The sequence below is a fragment of the Bradyrhizobium sp. USDA 3315 genome (assembly GCF_054056795.1).
The window spans coordinates 8075717-8094694 of sequence record NZ_JBSRYP010000001.1 but is presented as its reverse complement, the minus strand read 5'-3'; the positions used below and the strand labels follow the sequence as shown (position 1 = coordinate 8094694).

The 18978-nt window shown below is 60.3% G+C and carries 18 protein-coding genes; 17 read left to right on the top strand and 1 reads right to left on the bottom strand.

Translation table 11 applies throughout. The features are described 5' to 3' along the window. The first annotated feature begins 271 nt into the window (after nt 1-271). The 4 genes from ACVIYL_RS38140 to ACVIYL_RS38125 all read left to right on the top strand — a co-directional run bounded on the left by ACVIYL_RS38140 (nt 272) and on the right by ACVIYL_RS38125 (nt 5856). The gene (locus ACVIYL_RS38140) at nt 272-1492 is read left to right on the top strand and encodes a hypothetical protein (RefSeq protein ID WP_456780966.1); all 1221 of its coding nucleotides are present in this window, start codon (nt 272-274) and stop codon (nt 1490-1492) included. Nucleotides 1493-1706: 214 nt separating this feature from the next. Beyond that, on the top strand, nt 1707-3419 hold the full coding sequence (locus tag ACVIYL_RS38135) for a type I secretion system permease/ATPase (RefSeq protein ID WP_456781932.1): 1713 nt from the start codon (nt 1707-1709) through the stop codon (nt 3417-3419). An 8-nt stretch (nt 3420-3427) separates the two neighbouring features. Then, the gene (locus ACVIYL_RS38130) at nt 3428-4798 is read left to right on the top strand and encodes an HlyD family type I secretion periplasmic adaptor subunit (RefSeq protein ID WP_456780965.1); all 1371 of its coding nucleotides are present in this window, start codon (nt 3428-3430) and stop codon (nt 4796-4798) included. Between the two features lie 605 nt (nt 4799-5403). After that, complete coding sequence (locus ACVIYL_RS38125) at nt 5404-5856, top strand: pilus assembly protein N-terminal domain-containing protein (RefSeq protein WP_456780964.1); 453 nt, start codon at nt 5404-5406, stop codon at nt 5854-5856. 207 nt (nt 5857-6063) lie between these two features. On the opposite strand, the gene ACVIYL_RS38120 is transcribed toward ACVIYL_RS38125, so the two are convergent. Beyond that, nucleotides 6064-7281, bottom strand: coding sequence for a glycosyltransferase family 87 protein (locus ACVIYL_RS38120; protein WP_456780963.1), 1218 nt, complete (start codon nt 7279-7281; stop codon nt 6064-6066). 583 nt (nt 7282-7864) lie between these two features. Here ACVIYL_RS38120 and ACVIYL_RS38115 point away from each other — a divergent pair. From ACVIYL_RS38115 to ACVIYL_RS38055, 13 genes are all read left to right on the top strand, one after another. Then, a complete protein-coding gene (locus ACVIYL_RS38115) occupies nt 7865-8659 on the top strand; it encodes a hypothetical protein (protein WP_456780962.1) in 795 nt (264 codons plus the stop codon). Continuing rightward, nucleotides 8652-8936: a hypothetical protein gene (locus ACVIYL_RS38110; RefSeq protein ID WP_456780961.1), complete on the top strand. Its 285-nt coding sequence runs from the start codon at nt 8652-8654 to the stop codon at nt 8934-8936. Before ACVIYL_RS38115 ends, ACVIYL_RS38110 begins: the two co-directional genes overlap by 8 nt. A gap of 438 nt (nt 8937-9374) precedes the next feature. Beyond that, nucleotides 9375-9575 (top strand): hypothetical protein, encoded by a 201-nt coding sequence (locus ACVIYL_RS38105; protein ID WP_456780960.1) that lies wholly within the window; start codon nt 9375-9377, stop codon nt 9573-9575. A 76-nt stretch (nt 9576-9651) separates the two neighbouring features. Continuing rightward, a complete protein-coding gene (locus tag ACVIYL_RS38100; protein ID WP_456780959.1) occupies nt 9652-9870 on the top strand; it encodes a hypothetical protein in 219 nt (72 codons plus the stop codon). 230 nt (nt 9871-10100) lie between these two features. Next, nucleotides 10101-10607: an A24 family peptidase gene (locus ACVIYL_RS38095; protein ID WP_456780958.1), complete on the top strand. Its 507-nt coding sequence runs from the start codon at nt 10101-10103 to the stop codon at nt 10605-10607. Nucleotides 10608-10620: 13 nt separating this feature from the next. Beyond that, nucleotides 10621-11574 carry a Flp pilus assembly protein CpaB gene (gene cpaB, locus ACVIYL_RS38090; protein ID WP_456780957.1) on the top strand — a complete coding sequence of 318 codons (954 nt, stop codon included), beginning with the start codon at nt 10621-10623 and terminating at the stop codon, nt 11572-11574. Continuing rightward, nucleotides 11571-12767, top strand: coding sequence for an AAA family ATPase (locus ACVIYL_RS38085; RefSeq protein WP_456780956.1), 1197 nt, complete (start codon nt 11571-11573; stop codon nt 12765-12767). Before cpaB ends, ACVIYL_RS38085 begins: the two co-directional genes overlap by 4 nt. Then, nucleotides 12764-14239, top strand: a complete 1476-nt coding sequence (locus ACVIYL_RS38080) for a CpaF family protein (protein ID WP_456781931.1) — start codon at nt 12764-12766, stop codon at nt 14237-14239. The genes ACVIYL_RS38085 and ACVIYL_RS38080 overlap by 4 nt, the downstream gene beginning before the upstream one ends. Continuing rightward, the gene (locus tag ACVIYL_RS38075) at nt 14236-15171 is read left to right on the top strand and encodes a type II secretion system F family protein (protein WP_456780955.1); all 936 of its coding nucleotides are present in this window, start codon (nt 14236-14238) and stop codon (nt 15169-15171) included. The genes ACVIYL_RS38080 and ACVIYL_RS38075 overlap by 4 nt, the downstream gene beginning before the upstream one ends. A 56-nt stretch (nt 15172-15227) precedes the next feature. Next, nucleotides 15228-16070 (top strand): type II secretion system F family protein, encoded by an 843-nt coding sequence (locus ACVIYL_RS38070; protein WP_456780954.1) that lies wholly within the window; start codon nt 15228-15230, stop codon nt 16068-16070. 15 nt (nt 16071-16085) lie between these two features. Continuing rightward, the gene (locus tag ACVIYL_RS38065) at nt 16086-16568 is read left to right on the top strand and encodes a hypothetical protein (protein ID WP_456780953.1); all 483 of its coding nucleotides are present in this window, start codon (nt 16086-16088) and stop codon (nt 16566-16568) included. 7 nt (nt 16569-16575) lie between these two features. Beyond that, nucleotides 16576-18078, top strand: a complete 1503-nt coding sequence (locus ACVIYL_RS38060; RefSeq protein ID WP_456780952.1) for a pilus assembly protein TadG-related protein — start codon at nt 16576-16578, stop codon at nt 18076-18078. After that, a complete protein-coding gene (locus ACVIYL_RS38055; protein WP_456780951.1) occupies nt 18078-18494 on the top strand; it encodes a TadE/TadG family type IV pilus assembly protein in 417 nt (138 codons plus the stop codon). Before ACVIYL_RS38060 ends, ACVIYL_RS38055 begins: the two co-directional genes overlap by 1 nt. The last annotated feature ends 484 nt before the right edge of the window (nt 18495-18978 follow it).

Sequence of the window (18978 nt, the reverse complement as noted above, 5' to 3'; positions counted from 1 at the left end):
CGACCAAGTTGGGGCGGTGGTCCAGCAGTCCACGGTAACTTCCAACAAGGGATCTGGATCGTTCCCCGCAGGAGTCTCCGGCGAACCGATGAATCTCGGTTTGATAGACCCCACGGGAAACCATGGCGAGGTGTCACTCACAATAACGGGGGCACCGTCCGATTGGACGATAAGCGGTGGAACACACAATTCAGACGGTTCGTGGACCGTAGTGACAAGCGACGTTGGTTCGCTAAGTGTAACCACGTCCACGTCCTTTACTGGCGCGCTCGTGCTCAACGTTGCGGAGTCGTGGGCCAATGCCGACGGCAGCACAGGGAACTCAATCGTTTTAGACAACATCGAAGCTTACGCTTCAGGCTCCCCCATCTTCGCCTGGTCAGGCAATGACACGCTGACCGGCTCGAGCGGCCACGACACCTTCGTGTTCTCGCAACCAATCGGCAATGATGTCGTGCACAGTTTCGAGGTATCCTCCGACGTCATCGACCTCATCAGCTACGGCTGGCAAAGCTTCGCGGACGTCCAGGCCCACACCGCGGACGATGCGAGCGGCAATGCCGTGATCACGCTCGCAGATGGTCAGACAATCACCCTGGACGGCGTCCATGCGGCGGACCTGACCGCGTCAAACTTTGAGTTTGACGTGACACCTACAGTCGAAAATCCCGGCCAGATGACAATCGGCGACGGCGCGATGCTGCCGCTGTCGGGTGTCATCCACAACACCGGCGAGATCGACCTGCAGGCCTCCGGCGACGGCACGCTGCTGCAGCTAATCCAGACCGGGATCACGCTCAATGGCGGTGGCCACGTGGTCCTGTCCGACGATGACCACAATATCATCGCCGGCACGGCCTCGAACGTCACGCTCGACAACGTCGACAACGTGATCTCCGGTGCCGGGCAGATCGGGCAGGGGAGCCTGACCCTGAGCAACGAAGGCACCATCAATGCCACCGGGACCCACGCCCTGGTGATCGACACGGGCGCCAACGTGATCGCCAACGCCGGCACGCTAGAGGCAACCGGTACGGGTGGGCTGGTGTTCGCCAGTGCGGTGGCCAACAGCGGCCTGATCTGGGCCAACGGCGGTAACGTCACAGCTGAGGGCGAGGTTACCGGCAGCGGCGGCGCTCTGATCAGCGGGGCCGGCACCATCGAGTTCGGGGCAGCCTCGGCGGCAGGCGTTACCTTCGATGTGACTGCCGCTGGCCACCTGATCCTGGATGACGCCTTCCACTTCTCCGGAACGGTGAGCGGCCTCGATGGCAATGACGACATCGATCTCAAGGGCATCAGCTTCGGCGCCAACACCGCGGTGAGCTTCGCGGAAAACCAGGCGGGGACCGGCGGCACCCTGACGGTGTCAGACGGCGCTCACACGGCGAACATCGTCCTGCTCGGTCAATACGATCCGGCCGGGTTTGCCGAGAAGGCCGACACAACGAACGGTACGGTGATCACCTATGATCCGCACCACATCGCTTGAGGGGCGTGAGCATCTACCATGGAATAGAACCGCGCGGGGAGAAGGAGAACCCCGTATGTTTACCCTCCTGCCTGTTTTGCGCCGGCGGCGGCTATCAACGCGGCCGTCGGCCATGCTAAATGGGCGGATTGGATGATTGATTTTTGAATCTTTCGACTGCTGCCCAGAGGCGGCCAGCGATCATGTTTAGAGGGTGGCTCCGGCCAATTTCCGCGTGAGTATCCCCCGTAAAAAAGCGGACGAATTCCGGCAGTCGCTGCAAGCCTGCCAAAGCTATTTCGTCACTGCGGCCATATTCAGCCTAGCCATTAACCTGCTCTACCTGGCGGGCCCGCTGTACATGCTGCAGGTCTATGACCGCGTGATCTCGAGTGCCAGCGAGATCACGCTGCTGATGCTTACCCTCGCGCTGCTGCTGGCGTTCATGGCACTTGCAGGTCTCGACGCGGTGCGCGCACGCGTGCTGACACGCACCAGCATTCGCCTTGATCGCAAGATCGCGCCGCGGGTGATGACCGCAATCATCGACCATTCGGCGAAAATCGGCGGCGCCCGCAGCCAGCTGTTGCGCGATTTTGATACGTTCCGCCAGTTCATCACTGGGTCCGGAATTCACGCTATCTTCGATCTGCCGTGGTCGCCGATCTACATCGCGGTGATCTTTTGCCTGCACCCGTTCCTGGGTGCCTTTGCACTGGGATCTTCGGTCATTCTGGTGCTGATGGCATTTCTCAATGAATGGATCGTCAAGCCTCCGCTCGCCGAATCCGGCGAGGCGGCGAACCGAAATTACGGCTTCACCGAGATGAGCCTGCGCAACACCGAAGTGGTGCGCGCCATGGGGATGACCGGTGGCCTCCTGAAGCGCTGGAGCCGGGACCGCGACCGCATGCTCGAGCGTCAGGTCGCCGCAAGCGATCGCGCGGCGACCATGCAGAGCATGATTCGTTTCCTGCGGCTTTCGATGCAATCCCTGATCCTGGGTCTTGGTGCCTATCTGGTGATCGAGCGCATGACCACCGCCGGTGCCATGTTTGCCGCCAGCATCCTGCTTGGCCGCGCGTTGCAGCCGATCGAACAGATCGTTGGATCCTGGCGTGGTCTCGTTTCGGCCCGCGGCGCATTCCTGCGGGTGCGCGAGCTGTTGGCGGCCAACCCGCCGCGCGAAACAGGACTGACGCTGCCGCGGCCCGAAGGCCGTATTTCCGTCGAAGCGCTGTCCTTTGCTGCGCCTGGAACGTCGAAGCCCATTCTGCGCGGGGTCACCTTCCAGATCGAGCCGGGTGAAGTCCTGGGGATAATCGGTCCTTCGGGCGCCGGCAAATCCACGCTCGCGCGTCATATTGTCGGCGTTCAGGCGCCATCCGCAGGGGCCGTTCGCCTCGACGGGTCCGACGTTTCGAGCTGGATCAGGTCATCGCTCGGCGAGCATCTTGGCTATCTGCCCCAGGATATCGAGCTGTTTGCCGATACGGTGGCAGCCAACATTTGTCGGTTCAAGGACGGTGACGACAAGGACATCATTCTGGCGGCGCGAATGGCCGACGTGCACGAGATGATCCTGCGGCTCGTCGACGGCTACGACACCCAGGTCGGGGAAGGCGGCGCGATCCTGTCCGGAGGCTACCGCCAGCGCATCGGCCTCGCACGCGCGGTCTACGGCAATCCAAGCCTGGTCGTGCTCGATGAGCCGAGCTCGAATCTTGATGCCGAGGGCGATGCGGCGCTCGCCGACTGCATCACGCAGCTGAAGAAGCGCGGGACCACGGTGGTGATCATTTCCCATCGGCCGGCCACGATCGGCGTGGTCGACAAGATATTGGTGTTGCGCGAAGGCGTGGCCGAGATGTTCGGACCGCGGAGCGAAATCCTGGCGCGCCTCACGCGGCCTGTGCCGGTTCCTGCAGTTCGGGGAGCGACCGGTTAGGAGAAATCATGACATTGCTTGATGTCACAGACCTGTCGATGCGTCCCGCTGCTGCCCCACGCGGAACAAAACGCGCCAACGAAGATGGATCGCCAAACGACTCCATTCGCAAGGTCGCAATAGCGGGTTGGCTGATCATCGCCGTCTTTTTCGGCGGGATCGGTACTTGGGCCGTGACTGCGCCGCTCAACGGTGCGGTAGTTGCCAACGCGGTCGTGAAGATCGACGGCAACCGCAAGAGCCTCCAGCACCTTGATGGCGGCATCGTCAAGGAATTGCATGTCAGAGAAGGCGACAGGGTCCTCGCAGGCGATCTGCTGATCGTTCTGGACGAGACCCAGGCTCGCGCGGAATTCGAGGTGCTGACGCAGCAATATGCTGTGCTGCGCGCAACGGAAGTCCGGCTTCTGACCGAGCTCGACCATGGATCCGCGCTGGTCATGCCGCCGGATCTGATGGCACGCTCTGACGATCCCTATTTCAAAAGCGTCTGGAACGGGCAGCTCAGTCAGTTTGACAGCCGCCGGGCGTCGCTCGAAGGACAAAGAAGCGTCGTCCGTGAGAAGATCAACCAGCTGGGGTCCCAGATCGTTGGCTCGGAAGCGCAGGTGAAATCGTTCACCAACCAGATCGACTCAGTGCGCAAGGAGGCCAAAGACATCGCACCGCTCGTCGAACGCGGGTTGATCGCCCGTCCCCGCATCCTGCAGCTGGAGCGGACGGCGTACGGTCTCGAAGGCCAGATCGCCGATGCGAACGCCAACATCGCCAAGGCCCGCCAGGCGATCGCCGAGCAGGAGCAGCAGATCGCCCAGTTCGACAACGATCGGATGACAGACGTCACGAAGGATCTGCGCGATACGCAAGCCAAGCTCCTGGAGGTTATCCCGAAGGCGACGAACGCCAAAGCTGTTCTGGGCCGGATGGAAATTCGGGCTCCCTATACCGGACGCGTGGTCGGCCTCAGCGTATTTTCGGTAGGAGGCGTGATTCAGCGCGGCGACAAGATCCTGGACATCGTGCCCGACGAGGATTCGCTCACAATCGAGGCGCAGGTGGCGGTCGAGGATATCAGCGACGTGCATCCGAACACGCGCGCGGAAGTTCACCTAACCGCCTATAAACAGCGAATAGTTCCGATCATTCATGGCGACGTCATTCAGGTCTCGGCGGACCGCTTGACGGATCCCAAGACCAACAATCCCTATTACACGGCCTTCGTTCGGATCGATCAGGACGAGCTGGCGACCATGCCCAACATTCGCCTTTATCCGGGAATGCCGGCAACGGTGATGATCCCGACGATTCAGCGAACTGCATTTGATTACATCGTCGGGCCCCTCCGGATGTCGTTTAATCATGCGTTTCGGCAAAAGTGATCGCAACGAACGAATTCGCAATGCTCGCGCTCGGTCTGGCAACGTGACTAGGGGAGAACATCCGTTGCGCGCTCGTTTATTCGGGCCTGTATCTTGCTGACCTGCCGCACGGCCGCGCGCCAAGCCATCGAAGAGAAGGCGGAGTCGGCGTCGGGAGCGGTCAACCTGAGCAGCGCGCTCGCGGAATGCGGCCGCGCGTTTCGGGATCAGGTCGCAGGCAATCGGGCGGGCGGCCTGGGTGATCGAGGCGACCGAGCTCGTTCGGTCGCTTGCTCGATCGGGAGAACGTCCTGCGAAACTTGTTGGCAGAGCAGGTTCAGGCAAGAACGATGTCCCTCCTCGAGAGAAACATCCAGATCCGGAAGCATTCGCAGCTCCTCGATGAAGAGCGCAGCAGGCTATCAGCCGCGCCGGCGGACGTAAGCAAGCCGCCGCTGGCGGTCACGCAGTGGCGGCAATCTAATCTGCGCTTAAGGGGAGGCCGAAACAAAGATTGACATCCTGCGCCAGAAGGCCATGCTTTCAAACAACAATCAGGAACGAGTGGCAATTTTTGATAGCCAACTCACGATCATGCTTGAGTTTTCTTTCAGGAGGAAATTTCTATGAAGCGATTGGTTCTGATAGTTGCAGCCTTAACATTGTCTGGTGGTGCACTTGCTCAACCTCGCGAGGTTATTCCGACAGATCAGATTTCGCTCGCCAGAGGTCAGATCAAGGTGCTGGTGTTCGATGAGCAGATCGGGCGTATCAATGTCGTTGGCAAAGGCATCGTTGAGGCTGAACCGCAGACGGACAAACAGATGTCGGTTGAAGGGATTGGGTCCGGTTCAAGTCAGCTTTTCGTGTTTTCCAAAGATGGCAAGCAGATATATAGCGCGGCCGTCGTGGTGACGGCGGAGTTGGGGCACCTGGTCAAGATCTACGGCAACAGTAAGAATGACGATCTGAACGCGGGTCACGCGCTGGTCTGGTGCAACGAATTTGGCTGCGGACGTCCCGATGGAGACCTATCGAAACCGACATCGTTTGGCGTCGAGCGAGTGCGCAATAGGTAGTCAGCCCGCGGTTGCAAGGGCGGTATTGGCAAGATCCGCCGGCCGGCAACGCTTGCGGCGTGATTTATCTCGTCGGCACGATAGCATCCGAAAGCAGCGGATGGACTTGCTCACCGAGGCCGGTCAGAATCCGTAGCCTCAAGACGATCGGCTCCACTTTGCGCGATTTGCAGGGGGCTAAATTCCACCACGTCATGATCGGATGGCTCATTCGCCCGCCATAGCCATGCCTGGCACTGGCCGCCGCCACCACGAGCCAATGCGAGCGAGGATAAGGGTTGAAACAATCAGCGTGACGCCGAGTCCCGTCGGCTTGGCCGCGAAGTAGCCCGCAACCAGAACGAGTGTGCAGGCGAGTGCCGGAAGTTCGTAGCTGCGAAAGCCCGCTCTTAGTCCGGTGCGGACTAAGAAGGCGACGGCGATAGCGAGCACCACCATGTCGTAGATGGCGACATAGGGTGTGGCCAGCAACGTTCCAGCGGCCAAAGCAGCAGCCTTTAAGGAATACGGCAGACGGCTTCGCCACATCAGCGCCAGCCCTGCTGCAACAAGCGCAGTGAGGATAAACTGGAATGTCCAGGCTAGTTGCTCGGCACCGCCGAAATAACGCACGATCGAGTAGAAGCTCTGCAACTTCCACCATGTCGCTTTGCCCTCGGTCATTATCGCCTGCGAGGATTTCGGCAGCCAGTAGAAGAACGCCAGCCAGCTCTCAGTGCCAAAGGTGAGCCATGAGGCTACGAATACTGCGATCGTCGTCACGGTGGCGCTGACGAACACGCGCCAATGCCCCGCCGCAATCAGCACGATCGGAAACAGCAGCCCGTACTGCGGCTTGTACGTCAATAATCCAAGACATATGCCGGCAAGTACCGGGCGAATCGGGATCAAAAATAGCGTGCCGCCGATCAGCGCCGCGGTGAGGAAGCCGTTCTGCCCAACCAACGCATTGATAAAAACAAATGGAGTTGCGAGCGCGAGCAGAATGCCGAAGTTATGCCCTATGATCGCGCGCATGACGGCGAGATAAGGCACAAGACTCGCGAGAATCCAGCCGAGATACGCCACCGAATAGGGCAACAGTGCCAGCCCGCATGCGACGAAGAAGAACGGTGGAGGGTAATGCCAGGGAAAATCGCCTTCAAAGTCCTGACCGAGCTTGGCGATCTCGACCCGCTTCAGAACGTCCCATTCAAACGCTTGCGCCGGAACACCCTCGAGCGCGAGATGCCCGCTCGCCCAGAAGCTGATAAAGTCCGTCGGGATGCCGAGGCCATTCCGATCATAAATCCACGCGCGCGACAGATACGCCATCAAGCAAATTGTGAGGTTCATGGCGCAAAGGGCAAAACTGACCTTCCGAAGCGCCGCGGGAATTTCGATTTGGCCCTGCGCGATCCTTAAGGGAGAGCCTGAGGCAGCCATGCAAGATCCTTGCTCGGAATCGCTTCCTGTCGGAGCGCTCAAAAGGAATACGGCGCGCAGAAACAAGTGTCCAGAATCTTGGGCGCTGTCGTGCGAGCGCGGGCATTAAGCACCGCGAGAGCTTCCCGTTGCGCCGACCGACCAAATTAGCAATGATGATGGCAGGACAGAGACATGCTTTCCAGCAACCATCTGGTTCGGGCGGATACAGAAACCAGGCCGAGTATGGCGCCTGCGCGCACCGATCACCTGCGGCCCTATCTGCCGCTCCTGAGCGCAGCGACGGTCTGGCTGACGCTCGTCACCAGGATCCCCAGCCTTTTGAGGGATGCAGATGTCTATTGGCATATCGAGGTCGGCCAGTGGATTGTGGATCACCGTGCCGTACCTCATGTCGATCTGTTCTCCTTCACGATGCGCGGGGCGCCCTGGATCACCAGTGCGTGGTTATCGGAGGTGCTTTACTTCGTTGCCTTCAAATTGGCCGGGTGGGTCGGACCCGCGCTGCTTTGCGCGCTGTCCGCGTCCGTCGCGTTCTTCCTGCTTGCATCCCTGTTGCTGAAAAGACTGCCGAAACGTACCCGTGATGGTGCTGGTGAGTGCCGGAATCGCAATGACGGCGTTCCACACGCTGGCTCGGCCGCATGTCCTGGTCTTTCCGTTGATGGTGCTCTGGGCCAACGCACTGGTAGAGGCGAGCGAAGCACGACGGGCGCCTTCACTCTGGTATGTCCTGCTCATCACGCTCTGGGCAAACCTTCACGGCAGCTTCACGCTGGGCCTGGCACTGATCGGGCCGTTCGCGCTGGAGGCGCTTTGGACCGCGGACAAATCCGCCCGCGTGACGGTCGCGCTGCAATGGCTTCGATTTGGCGCACTGGCACTTGCGGCCGCCTGCATCACTCCGTATGGGCCGGAATCGATCCTGGTCACATTTCGCCTTTTGGGCCTTGGGGCGACCCTTGCAACCGTCGGCGAGTGGAAGCCGGCGCTCGAGTTCGGCGCACTCAACCCGATCGTGATATGCCTGATTGCCGGTATCGGCTACGTCATGTACAGCGGGTTCAAGCTGCCCTCCGATCAGGCTGCTCGCGCTGCTCGCCGTCATTTGGCAGACCCTTGCCCACGTGCGTTATGTCGACGTTTGCGCGCTGGTTGCGCCGTTCTTCATTGCCGGTCCCTTGGCCCAGCACCTCGCATGGCTTCAGCTCGGCCGAAAGGTCATCCCCCCGACGAGGAAGGCGTTCATCGCAGTGATGGCCGTCCTCGTGATCGCGAGCGGCGTGATCCTGGCGACGAGGGATCATTCGCCGCCGCGTGTGCCGCGTTTCGCGGTGCAAATGCTCAAGGAGCGCCAGGCGAGCCGCGTATTGAATGACTACTTCTTCAGCGGTTATCTGATTTCCCAGGGCGTACCGCCATTCGTCGATTCACGTGCGGAATTGTATGGAGCGGCTTTCCTTATCCGCTATTTCCAGGCCATCTCGCTCGAAGATCTGGCGGATCTGGTCAAATTACTCGATGAGTACAAAATTGACGCAACGCTGCTCTTTCCGTCGACACCCGCGGTAGCCCTGCTCGATCGACTGCCGGAATGGGAGCGGAGTTATGCCGATGACATCGCCGTCGTGCACATTCGGCGCACGCCCCGGTAGGCCTGGATCGCGTGAATGAGGAGCCCGTAATCCTACGGGCGCCATGTCGCCGGAAGGTTGAAACGTTCGTCGCGCTGTCCCATCGCTGTGTGTTCCGTGACACCGTCACTTTTCCTGCTTCAATTCGATGCACTCTTAGGGTGAGTGAGCTGCACCTACGGCAAACCCGCCCGTATTCGCACGGAGTGGCGCGTCCGCGAGTCGCGCGCGCCGGGAATCACTAGATATCTCAAGGGATTCCGGCCACCAGCTAGGCGGCGTCTTGTGCAGTTCCGGGGCCGAGCGGCTGACATGGTAGGGTTAATAAAGGATTACCGATGACAGCTTTCGCGCGAGATATTATAAGTTGAACTTAGTTGGCATCGGAATTGCGCGCCAACGCTTGTGGCCTATTCATCTTAACCCAAGGGATATTTTCCTATGTTGAAATATTGCGTCATGGTTACCGAAACCTTCAAGCGTCTTCGCGACAACCAGGACGGCGTCGTGTCGTTCGAATACGTCATCGTCGCCGCCTGCATCGTGGCCGCTGTTGCTGCCGCGTTCGGCAGCGGTGGTACTGGTCCTCTCGTCGACGCACTGAGCAGTGCGATCTCGACCATCGGCAGCAAGGTCAATGCTGCTGTCTCGGCTGCCTGACTCCGGAGTGGGGCACTGAACGGTGCCCCACCCCACGTTGCGAAAAAAGATAATCCAGCGTCAAAGGAATTGTCTGATGTTGAAGTATTGCGTCATGGCTGCCGAAACCTTCAAGCGTCTGCGCGATAACAAGGACGGCGTTGTGTCGTTCGAGTACGTCATCGTCGCCGCATGTATCGTTGCCGCAGTGGCCGCTGCCTTCGGCAGCGGTGGTACAGGTCCTATCGTCGACGCCCTCAGCAGCGCGATATCGAGCGTCGGCAGCAAGGTCACGTCTGCTGTCACGGCTGCCTGACTCCGGAGTGGGGCACTGAACGGTGCCCTTCCTCTGGCGTACCAATAGGGGCGACGTGAAGCAGGCGTGTATGGGGTGCTGTGTCCAATTGCGGACCGGCCGGGCGACGTACGCTCTAATGGATTGCCGAAGATGATCGGCACGCATGAGACGACTGCACGCGGAGGTTGATACAGCGACATTGAGGGGCATCGGGATACTGCCGTCACTATTTTCAAGGCATTCATTTCATGAGTTGGATTGTTTCCATAACCTCGCTTCTAACAATCCTGTTGTTGCTGTACGTCGCAACGACCGACATCGCGACGCGATTGATCCGGAATGAGATCTGTCTGGCGGTGGCAATCCTCGGGATCGCCGGTCAACTGGCTGATCCGCCGCAAATTGCCCAGTCGCTGATCGTTGCCGCGATCCTGCTGCTGCTGCTGTTCGTCCTGTTCCAGCTTGGAAAGATCGGCGGCGGCGACGTCAAGTTGCTGGTTGCTTTGGCGGTCGGTCTGCCGCTCGCGGGCGTCGTCCAGTTGTTGACTGTGACCGCGCTTGCCGGCGGCGTTCTCGCCCTGGTGCATCTGATGATGCGCGCCCTGCCATATCCCAGGCTGGCGCCTGCCGGATCGTCGCTGGTGCGGCGCGTCTATGCGGTCGAGCGTTGGCGGCATTTGCGACACGCACCGCTGCCGTACGGGGTTGCTATTGCGAGTGGTGGTATTTGGACGATTTTGAGCAAAGGATTTTGAGATGTCATCCGCCTTGCGCCTTTCGATCCTCGCGGTGCTGTTGCTGGCAACCACTGCGCTCGGGCTGATTGCCTACAACATGAACCAGCCCAAAGAGGCGCCGCCTATGCACGTCGCGGAAAAGCCGCCGGCCCCGGCGCCCGCGACTGTCGGGTACTTCGTTGCGGTACGCCCGCTTCCGCGAGGTACCTTGGCCCGCGATGAAGACTTCACGATCCGCTCGGCAGCGCCGGAAAAGGTTCCGGCAGGCGCGATCCTCGAAACGCCCGACTCCAAGGCCGGCCTTCCCGGCTCCCTGGTGCGCAAGTTCGTCGACGCGGGCAGTCCCATCACATTGCAGGACATTCTTCGTCCGAAGGATCGCGGATTCCTCGCCAGCGTCCTGGCCCCCGAAAGCCGCGCCATCAGCATCAAGGTCGACGAGGAGTCCGGCGTATCGGGCCTGATCCGGCCGGGTGACTATGTCGACGTCGTGCTGACCCAGGTGTTCGAGAAGGCGGAGCCCGCGCGTCGCGCCTTGGCCGAAACCGTTCTGCGCAATGTGCGAGTCATTGCGATCGACCAGGAGATTGCGCAAGGCGGGCGAGCCATCAGCAACGCGGTTGGCAAGTTGGCGCAGACCGTGTCGCTGGAGCTCACGCCGGAGCAGGTCAAGAAGGTCACGGTCGCAAAGCAGCTCGGAACGCTCTCGCTCGCCGTTCGGTCCGCGGTCGATCAGTGGGAGAAGGCGGACGCCGGCGCGACGTCAAGCTGCGATGTGTCCCCCGAGCTTGCCCGTCAGAACGCAATTGCCGGTCAGACGGCGTCGATCGTCGTTCACACCGGCGGCGAGGTCAAGCAGTACTCGGTCAGGAAGCAGGATGCGGACGACGTTGGTGTCGCCGTTAACTGCGACGGAGCACCGAGCGTTGGCCGCCTAACTGCAGCCGCGCAGAATAATATCGGCAAGGCTACGGAGAAGCGATGATGAACATGGCCATGCTCGATCCCCCCGAAGCTGCGTCGCCCGTAACACGCGACCGTATCGTCTGTATCGTGAATGATGAGCTCAGTGCCGCAGCCCTGGGCAAGGGCCTCGAAGGCGGCAACGTGTCCATCAAACGTGGCACGATCCGCAACGCCATCAAGATGCTCGAAACCGACACCAATTTGTCCGGGTTGGTGACGGACATTACCGGGATCGACGATCCATTTGCCGAGCTTGAGAGATTGGCCAGCGTCTGCCCGCCGGATGTCCGGGTGGCCCTGATCGGCGAGAACAGGGAAATCAACTTCTACCGCGAGTTGATGGAGATCGGCCTCACCGAGTATCTTCCGACGCCGCTCACGCGGGACATGGTGCTGGACCAGTTCCGCCCGAAGCTGCTTACCGACTCGGCGCCCGTTCAGCCCGATCGCGGCGGCCACGTGATCTCGATCTGCGGCGCGCAGGGGGGAGCCGGGGCAACCAGCATCGCAATCAATCTCGCACTGCAACTGGCCGAGACCACCAAGGCCAAGGTCGCGCTCCTCGATCTCCATCTGCAAAACGGCGAAACGGCGGTGATGCTCGGTGTCCAACCCGGGCCGGGTCTGCGCATCGCTCTGGAAAACCCGATGCGGGCGGACACCTTGTTCATCGAACGCGCCGCCATCGCAGTCAACGAGCGGGTATGCCTGGTTTCCGCCGATGAGGACCTCGATGCACAGCTCGATATTACCGAAGCGGGCGTGCGACACGTTCTGGGTCTGCTTCGGCAACGGTTCAATTACATCGTCGTCGATGTGCCGGTCCCGTTCCCGCCATCGATCCATCCGGTGCTCACGGTATCCCGTCACGTGCTGGTGCTGCTGGAAGCCGAAGTAACCGGACTTCGCAACGCCCATGCACTCCGCAGCGCCGTCACCAACATTGCTGGCAAAGACCGCGTCTTTACGTTGCTCAACCGTGCCAATCGGCCCGGAGGCCTTCCCAGGGCCACGATCGTCAAGGCGCTCGGTGGCGAACCTGACATGGTCATCCCGGATCTCGGCAAGGGGATGACCCAGGCGGTCAATCTCGGAGTTCCGGCTCTGAAGCACGTCTCGGGACTCCGGCGTCATCTCGCTCCGATCGTACGGGAGATCACCGGTGTCGGTGGGCAGCGGAAGGCGCGGTGGAGGAGGCTGCTCGGGCTATGAAAAAATTCGGTCGGCGCGAAGACGATGTAACTCGTTTGCCTGCATTGTTGGCAGCCTTGTCGCCCCCTGCCTTGCCAAAAGAGCCGCCAGGCTTGCCCACCGCGCCAAATCTGGTCACGGCCGCGCCATCCGTTGCCGCGGCTGCGCCAAGCTCGGCTGCGCCCGCGCCAGCCGCGGCGGCACCGGCTCCGAAGCGGGCCGAGCCCTCGCATCAGCGTTCCGCGACCTGGGATTCCCTGCGTGAAAGGGTCATCGAGCAGATCGAGCCGGCAGCGGCCGTATCGGTCTCACGCGATGTTCTTCGGCGGCAGATCGAGGAAATCATCCATGGAATAGCCGACAAGGAACGGCTCGAACTGTCGGGACGCGAGCAGCTTCATCTGGCGGAAGAGATTGCCGACGACATGACCGGCTACGGGCCGCTCCGTCCGCTGCTGCTCGATGAAACCATCAACGACATCATGGTCAACGGACCGAGCAATATTTACGTCGAGCGCCGCGGCAAGCTGGAGCGCATCGCCGTTCGTTTCCGCGACAATGACCACATTGCGTCCGTGGCGCAGAAGATTGCATCGCAGGTTGGCCGGCGCGTCGACGAGTCCAGCCCGATGGTGGACTGCCGCCTTCCTGACGGCAGCCGCGTCAATATCATCTTCCCGCCGCTGGCGATCCACAGCCCCTGCATCTCCATCCGCAAATTCCCCAGTCACCGCTTGAACATCGCCGGAATGATCGCAAACGGCTCGATGACCGCGGCGATGGGACAGTTGCTGGAAATCGCCGGACGGTCCCGGCTCAATATTCTGGTCTCGGGCGGTACCGGCTCCGGCAAGACGACGCTGCTGAACGCGATGAGCCAATTCATCGATCACAGCGAGCGCATCGTGACGATCGAGGATGCGGCCGAACTGCAGCTTCAGCAGCCGCACGTGATCAGCCTGGAGACGCGGCCTGCCAGCATCGAGGGTACCGGGCAGGTGACGCAGCGCGATCTGCTGTGGAACGCCCTGCGCATGCGTCCCGACCGCATCATCGTCGGCGAGGTGCGCAGCATCGAAGCGTTTGACATGCTGCAGGCGATGAACACCGGCCATGACGGCTCGATCTCCACGGTGCATGCCAACAGCACCCGCGATGCCCTGACCCGCATCGAAAACATGGTGCAGATGGGACAGGTCAACCTGCCACCGCGGGCGATTCGAGCGCAGATCGTCGCTGCGCTTGACATCATCGTGCAGGTCGAGCGCATGCGGGATGGACAGCGTCGCATCGTCCAGATCAGCGAGGTGATCGGCCTGGAAGGCGATGTGATCACCACCAACGACATCGCTTCGTTCCAGTACCAGGAGGAGGATGTCCACGGCCGCATCGTGGGAACCTACAGATCCACCCACGCGATCCCAAAATTCAAGAGCCGCCTTGTCTATTATGGGCTTGACGGTGCCTGGGCCGAGGCCATGAGGCAGATATGATACCGCTGTATGTGATCGCTATCGTCCTGTTTCTGACGCTGGCCGCATCGGCCATATCGTTGACGCTCGACGCCCGGGAACGACGCATAGATCGTCAGGTGACGATAGCGATGCCCGCCTCGCGCACGGCCGGCATGACTTCCATTCGTCGCTCGGAGACCGGCTCTCGCTCGCAGTTGCTTCACAGCCTGTCCAATTACAGGGCCGAGGTCGTTTACGCCTGGCATCCCATCTACACGCTGCTTGCCGGTGCCATCGCCGCCGGGGCGATCTTTTATGTCAATGGTCGACTGCTGCACTGGTCGACCCTCAACGTATCAATCGCGGCTGGAATCGTGGCCTTCCTGACGGTGCGCGGTCTGTTTGGCTGGCAGCAACGCCGGTTCGCCAATCAGCTTTTCCGGCAGTTGCCTGACACGATCCAGCTGGTGACGAGCACGGTCCGCTCAGGGCTGCCCGTGAACGAGGCATTTCGCACCATTGCGCGCGAGATGCCGCAACCGACCGCTGGGCAGTTTGCGATGGTATGCAGCGAATTGAGCCTAGGGAGACCTCCGGAAGAGGCCGTGGAAGCCATCTATCGGCGAACGCAGGTCGCCGAGTATGCGATGTTTGCGGTGACGCTGGCAGTCCAGTTGAAGTCGGGCGGTAGCTTGGCCGAGACCTTGCAGACGCTCGGAGAAACCGTCACGCAGCGCGTTGCGCTGGCCGCGCGTGCGAAGGCCCTGGCAGGAGAGGTGATCTTCTCCTCGCGCGCGCTTTCGCTCTCGCCCCTCATCATCGGTGGGATGCTGTACTGGATCAATCCGACGACGGTCGATCTGTTGTTCTCGGATCCGACCGGAAACATGCTGCTGGCTTACGCAGCAGGATCGGTGCTGGTCGGGCACCTGGTGATCCGCTGGATGATCAGAAGGGAAACCTCGCTATGACAACCGGTCTCAGTCTGGTGACCCTCGCGATCGCGGCCGCGACTGTGACCTTCCTGTTGATCATCCGTGAAATACACCTTCGTGCACTGGATGCGCGGGTGTCGAAAGCTGTGTCGGGCCTTCCCGGCCAGCCGTCATCGAAAGACATGGTCGGCTGGTTTTCGTCGATCGGCGCGCGGTATCGGCGCTTCTACGCCGAGGAGAACCTGGATCAACTTCGAACTATCCTCCAGTCATCGGGCTTCATCAATTATCATCGCGTCTTGCCGATCTGGATCGGTGTCAAGACCGTCAGCACCTTCGCGTTCCCGATTCTTGCCGTGCTGCTCGCCCTGTTTTCGGGGATGAAGCCGATGGACGTGCTGTTCTACGGGCTGTTCGGCGTGGTGTTCGGGATCATGGGGCCGCGGCTCATTCTGTGGGTGCTGAAGCGGCGGTTTGACGCGGCGATTCGGCTGGGCACGCCCGATACCATCGATTTGCTGGTCGTGTGCAGCGAAGCCGGAATGGGTCTCGAAAGCGGACTGGAACGCGTGGCGGAGGAGATGGGCGCGTCGAATCCGGCAATGGCCCGGGTCTTGCGAGGCCTTCTTGACGATCTCCGGATATCGTCGAACCGTTCGGAGGCATTCGAGAAATTGGCATCCATCTCCGACGGACTTCGCCGTTTCGGCACCATGGTCAGCCAAAGCCTGCAATATGGCACGCCGTTGGCTCAGGCGCTGCGCAGCATCGCCGTCGATCTCCGCCAGGAGCGCATCACCAAGCTGGAAGAACGGGCGCACAAGCTCGGCGCCAAGCTGACCATTCCGATGGTGCTGTTCCTGCTTCCGGCCATGTTCGTGATCTTGGGAGCAAGTCCGTTTCTGCATCTCATTCGTTCGTTCAAGGGCATCTAGGACGGGACAGGAGCCATGAGCACGGTTAGCGCCTGTCGAGGTCGGCAAATCTGCCGCAAGGCGTCGTTCGTCGGGGATCAGCGCGGCGCCGTCGCGTTCGAGATGCCCATCGTTTTCGTCGTTCTGATCCTGGCTATGCTCCTGCCGCTGGCCGACTTGGCGATCGCCGGCTTCCAGTTCATATCTGCGTGGCAGGCATTGCGTGGTTTCGGGCAATTGATCCAGTACTCGCCGCCGCCTGACGTGACGAACACGACGGATTGGTCGACAGCCGCGCGCAACAAGGCTGATTCCAGATATCCCATTCCTAGCATCAGCGTGCTTTGCGGCAGCAGCACTGCTTCTGCCTGTGCCGCAGGCAACTTGGCGTCACCTAGATACTATTCTTACGGGACGAGCATCACCCTGTCGCCCATGATGTTGAGATCGGTGTTGTGCACGAGCGCCAATGCCAATCCCTGTACATACACGCTGACCTACTCAGAACGGTTTCTATAGGTGTTTTATGCGCAAACTTCTCCGTTGCCGTCGAGGTTCTGTCGCATTCGCAACCGTCACTGCGCTAGTGCCGCTGATCGGGGCGATTGCTCTCGGGGCCGAAGCGGGATCGTGGTACGTCACCAAGCAAAGTGCGCAAAATGCCGCTGATGCGGGAGCCTATTCGGGCGCCTTGACGCTGGCCTGTTCACTGTCCAGCGCAACTGCGAATTGTGATACGGCGCAAACCTATGACTATCGCGGCAGGCAATTTGTGGCGCGAAACGGGTTCTGCAACTCCGGTGATTCGTTTACCGGCGTCACCTGTCCGACAGGTCTGACACAAACCGTGTCGGTCGAGCGGGGCACCTACGCTTCGGGTACCTTCACCAGCTCGGGATCGGGCCGTTTTGTTCGTGCCACCGTTACTCAGACACAGCCCGCGTTCCTGGCGTCGGTGCTCGGCTTTTCTTCTGTCACCATAGGCGGTTTAGCTATTGCCGAAGTACAGAACCCCAAGGAGCTGTGCGCGTTGGGACTATCCTCGACCGGCATCGCACTAACACTGGGCGGCGGTGGCACCCTGACCGGAGACGGTTGCGCTTTGATGTCGAACAACACTGTCAAATACGCGAGTACCCCGACCTTCAGCGGCCCGGGTTGGGCCGTCGATGCGGTCAACGGCTGCACCAACTCGGGCAATTGCGATCCCGGCGTGCCGTACAATTACAGCATGCTGCCTGCAACGAATCCGTTCAACACGCTGGATAGTGCATCATTCAACACGATGCCGAATATTTCAGGCAACAATCCAATACCAACCCCGAATTGTTCCACCTTGTCACCTGCGCCGCCCGCTGGCACTACACAGTGTTATTTGGTGAATCCAAACAGTGCCGGTGCAGGTTACGGCAGCCTAAACTTGAGCAACGCAAATTATGCAGCTTTTGTCCAAGGAGCGCCGGGAACATACTTCTTCAATAAGAATATAAGTGTTAGCAGTGGCGCTACGATAAAGTTTGCCTCAGGAACATACTATTTTAACGGGAATTTCAACGGCAACGGGACCGTAGATTTCGCCCCAGGAACGTACTTTTTCAACAATTCGGCGGTGACTTTTGGAGGGGCCATCACCTGTAGCACCTGCACAGGGGCAGGCACATCAGGGGTAACGTTCGTATTGCTCGGCAATTCGACTCTTTCCATCAGTAGCAGTGCTCATGTTAATCTCACCGCGCCTGCAACGAACTCTTATTCTTCTCTTCTGAACGGCGTTCTGATCGATGATCAGGCCCCGAACAGGAGCAGCAACAATGTCACCATCAACGGCAGCAGCACGGTCTCTCTGTTCGGCGCGATGTACTTCCCCAACGTTGACGTCACGTGGAACGGAAGCTCCGCCAACGTCAATACGGGCTGCACACAGGTAGTCGCCAATACTCTCACCATAGGCGGGACTGCCAACTTCAGCACGGGCAGCTGTCCTTCAGGCACCGTTGGCAAGACCCAAGTTGTGGCTTTGGTCAGATGATGAGAAGGCTCGACCAGCGAGGCGCTGCGGCGATGGAGTTCTGCCTCGTCGCCGTGCCGCTATTCACGTTGATGTTCGCGATCATCGATCTCGGACGTTATGCCATCACGATGCAGTCTTTGCGCCACCTTGCGAGCGCGGGCGCCCGGCAGAACATGATCCAGTGCTATACGCCCGCCGTCGTCGCCGGCAATTCACCCTCGACCTGTACGGCTGATTACCTTTCGCTGACGCAGAAGCAGGATGCCGCTCCCTTCATCTATGGCGTCGGTCTTACGCCTTCGATGAGCACGACGTCCGGAGCCACGGCACTCACTGTTAGGGCATATTTCGCACCAGGGACGTTCTCCATGATCATGCCGATCTGGGGCACGACGTTGAATACGCCGAGCGCGTCCACCCAAATTCCATTTTAGCTGACGTCGTTCCCCGGTCGCGCCGCCGACAAGCAAGCGATAGATCGTCACTGCGGAGTGGCCGCTCGCGCTGATTCTGTCGTGCGACTGATCGGGCGTCATCCGCTGGTTACATAAGCCGGGAGGACGGTCGCGATGCGGTGGCATGCCGCAGCGGGCCCCCAAAAAGTGGTGCCGACTGGCAACATTGGGAAGCTTTCTAAGGGCTTGCGGCCTCCCGGCAAGGGTCTCGCCTTGCCAACGCAGCGCCGAAAGGATGATGATCTCCAGGCCGCGTTTGCGGCCGGCGGGTGAGGTGTCCCCAGCGGAGCCTGACCTGCCTTGTGCAATCGATCGGCCCTCGCCGGGGAATGGGATTTCATCGGTAACTATTTGTAGTTGGACACATTGTAAGCTCCATGGCGTAGCGTGCGAGGGAGAGTATTCAGGACGCCGGGGGCCGTAAATTTACGGGATAGTCGCGAATCTGCGGCGGAGGGGATCG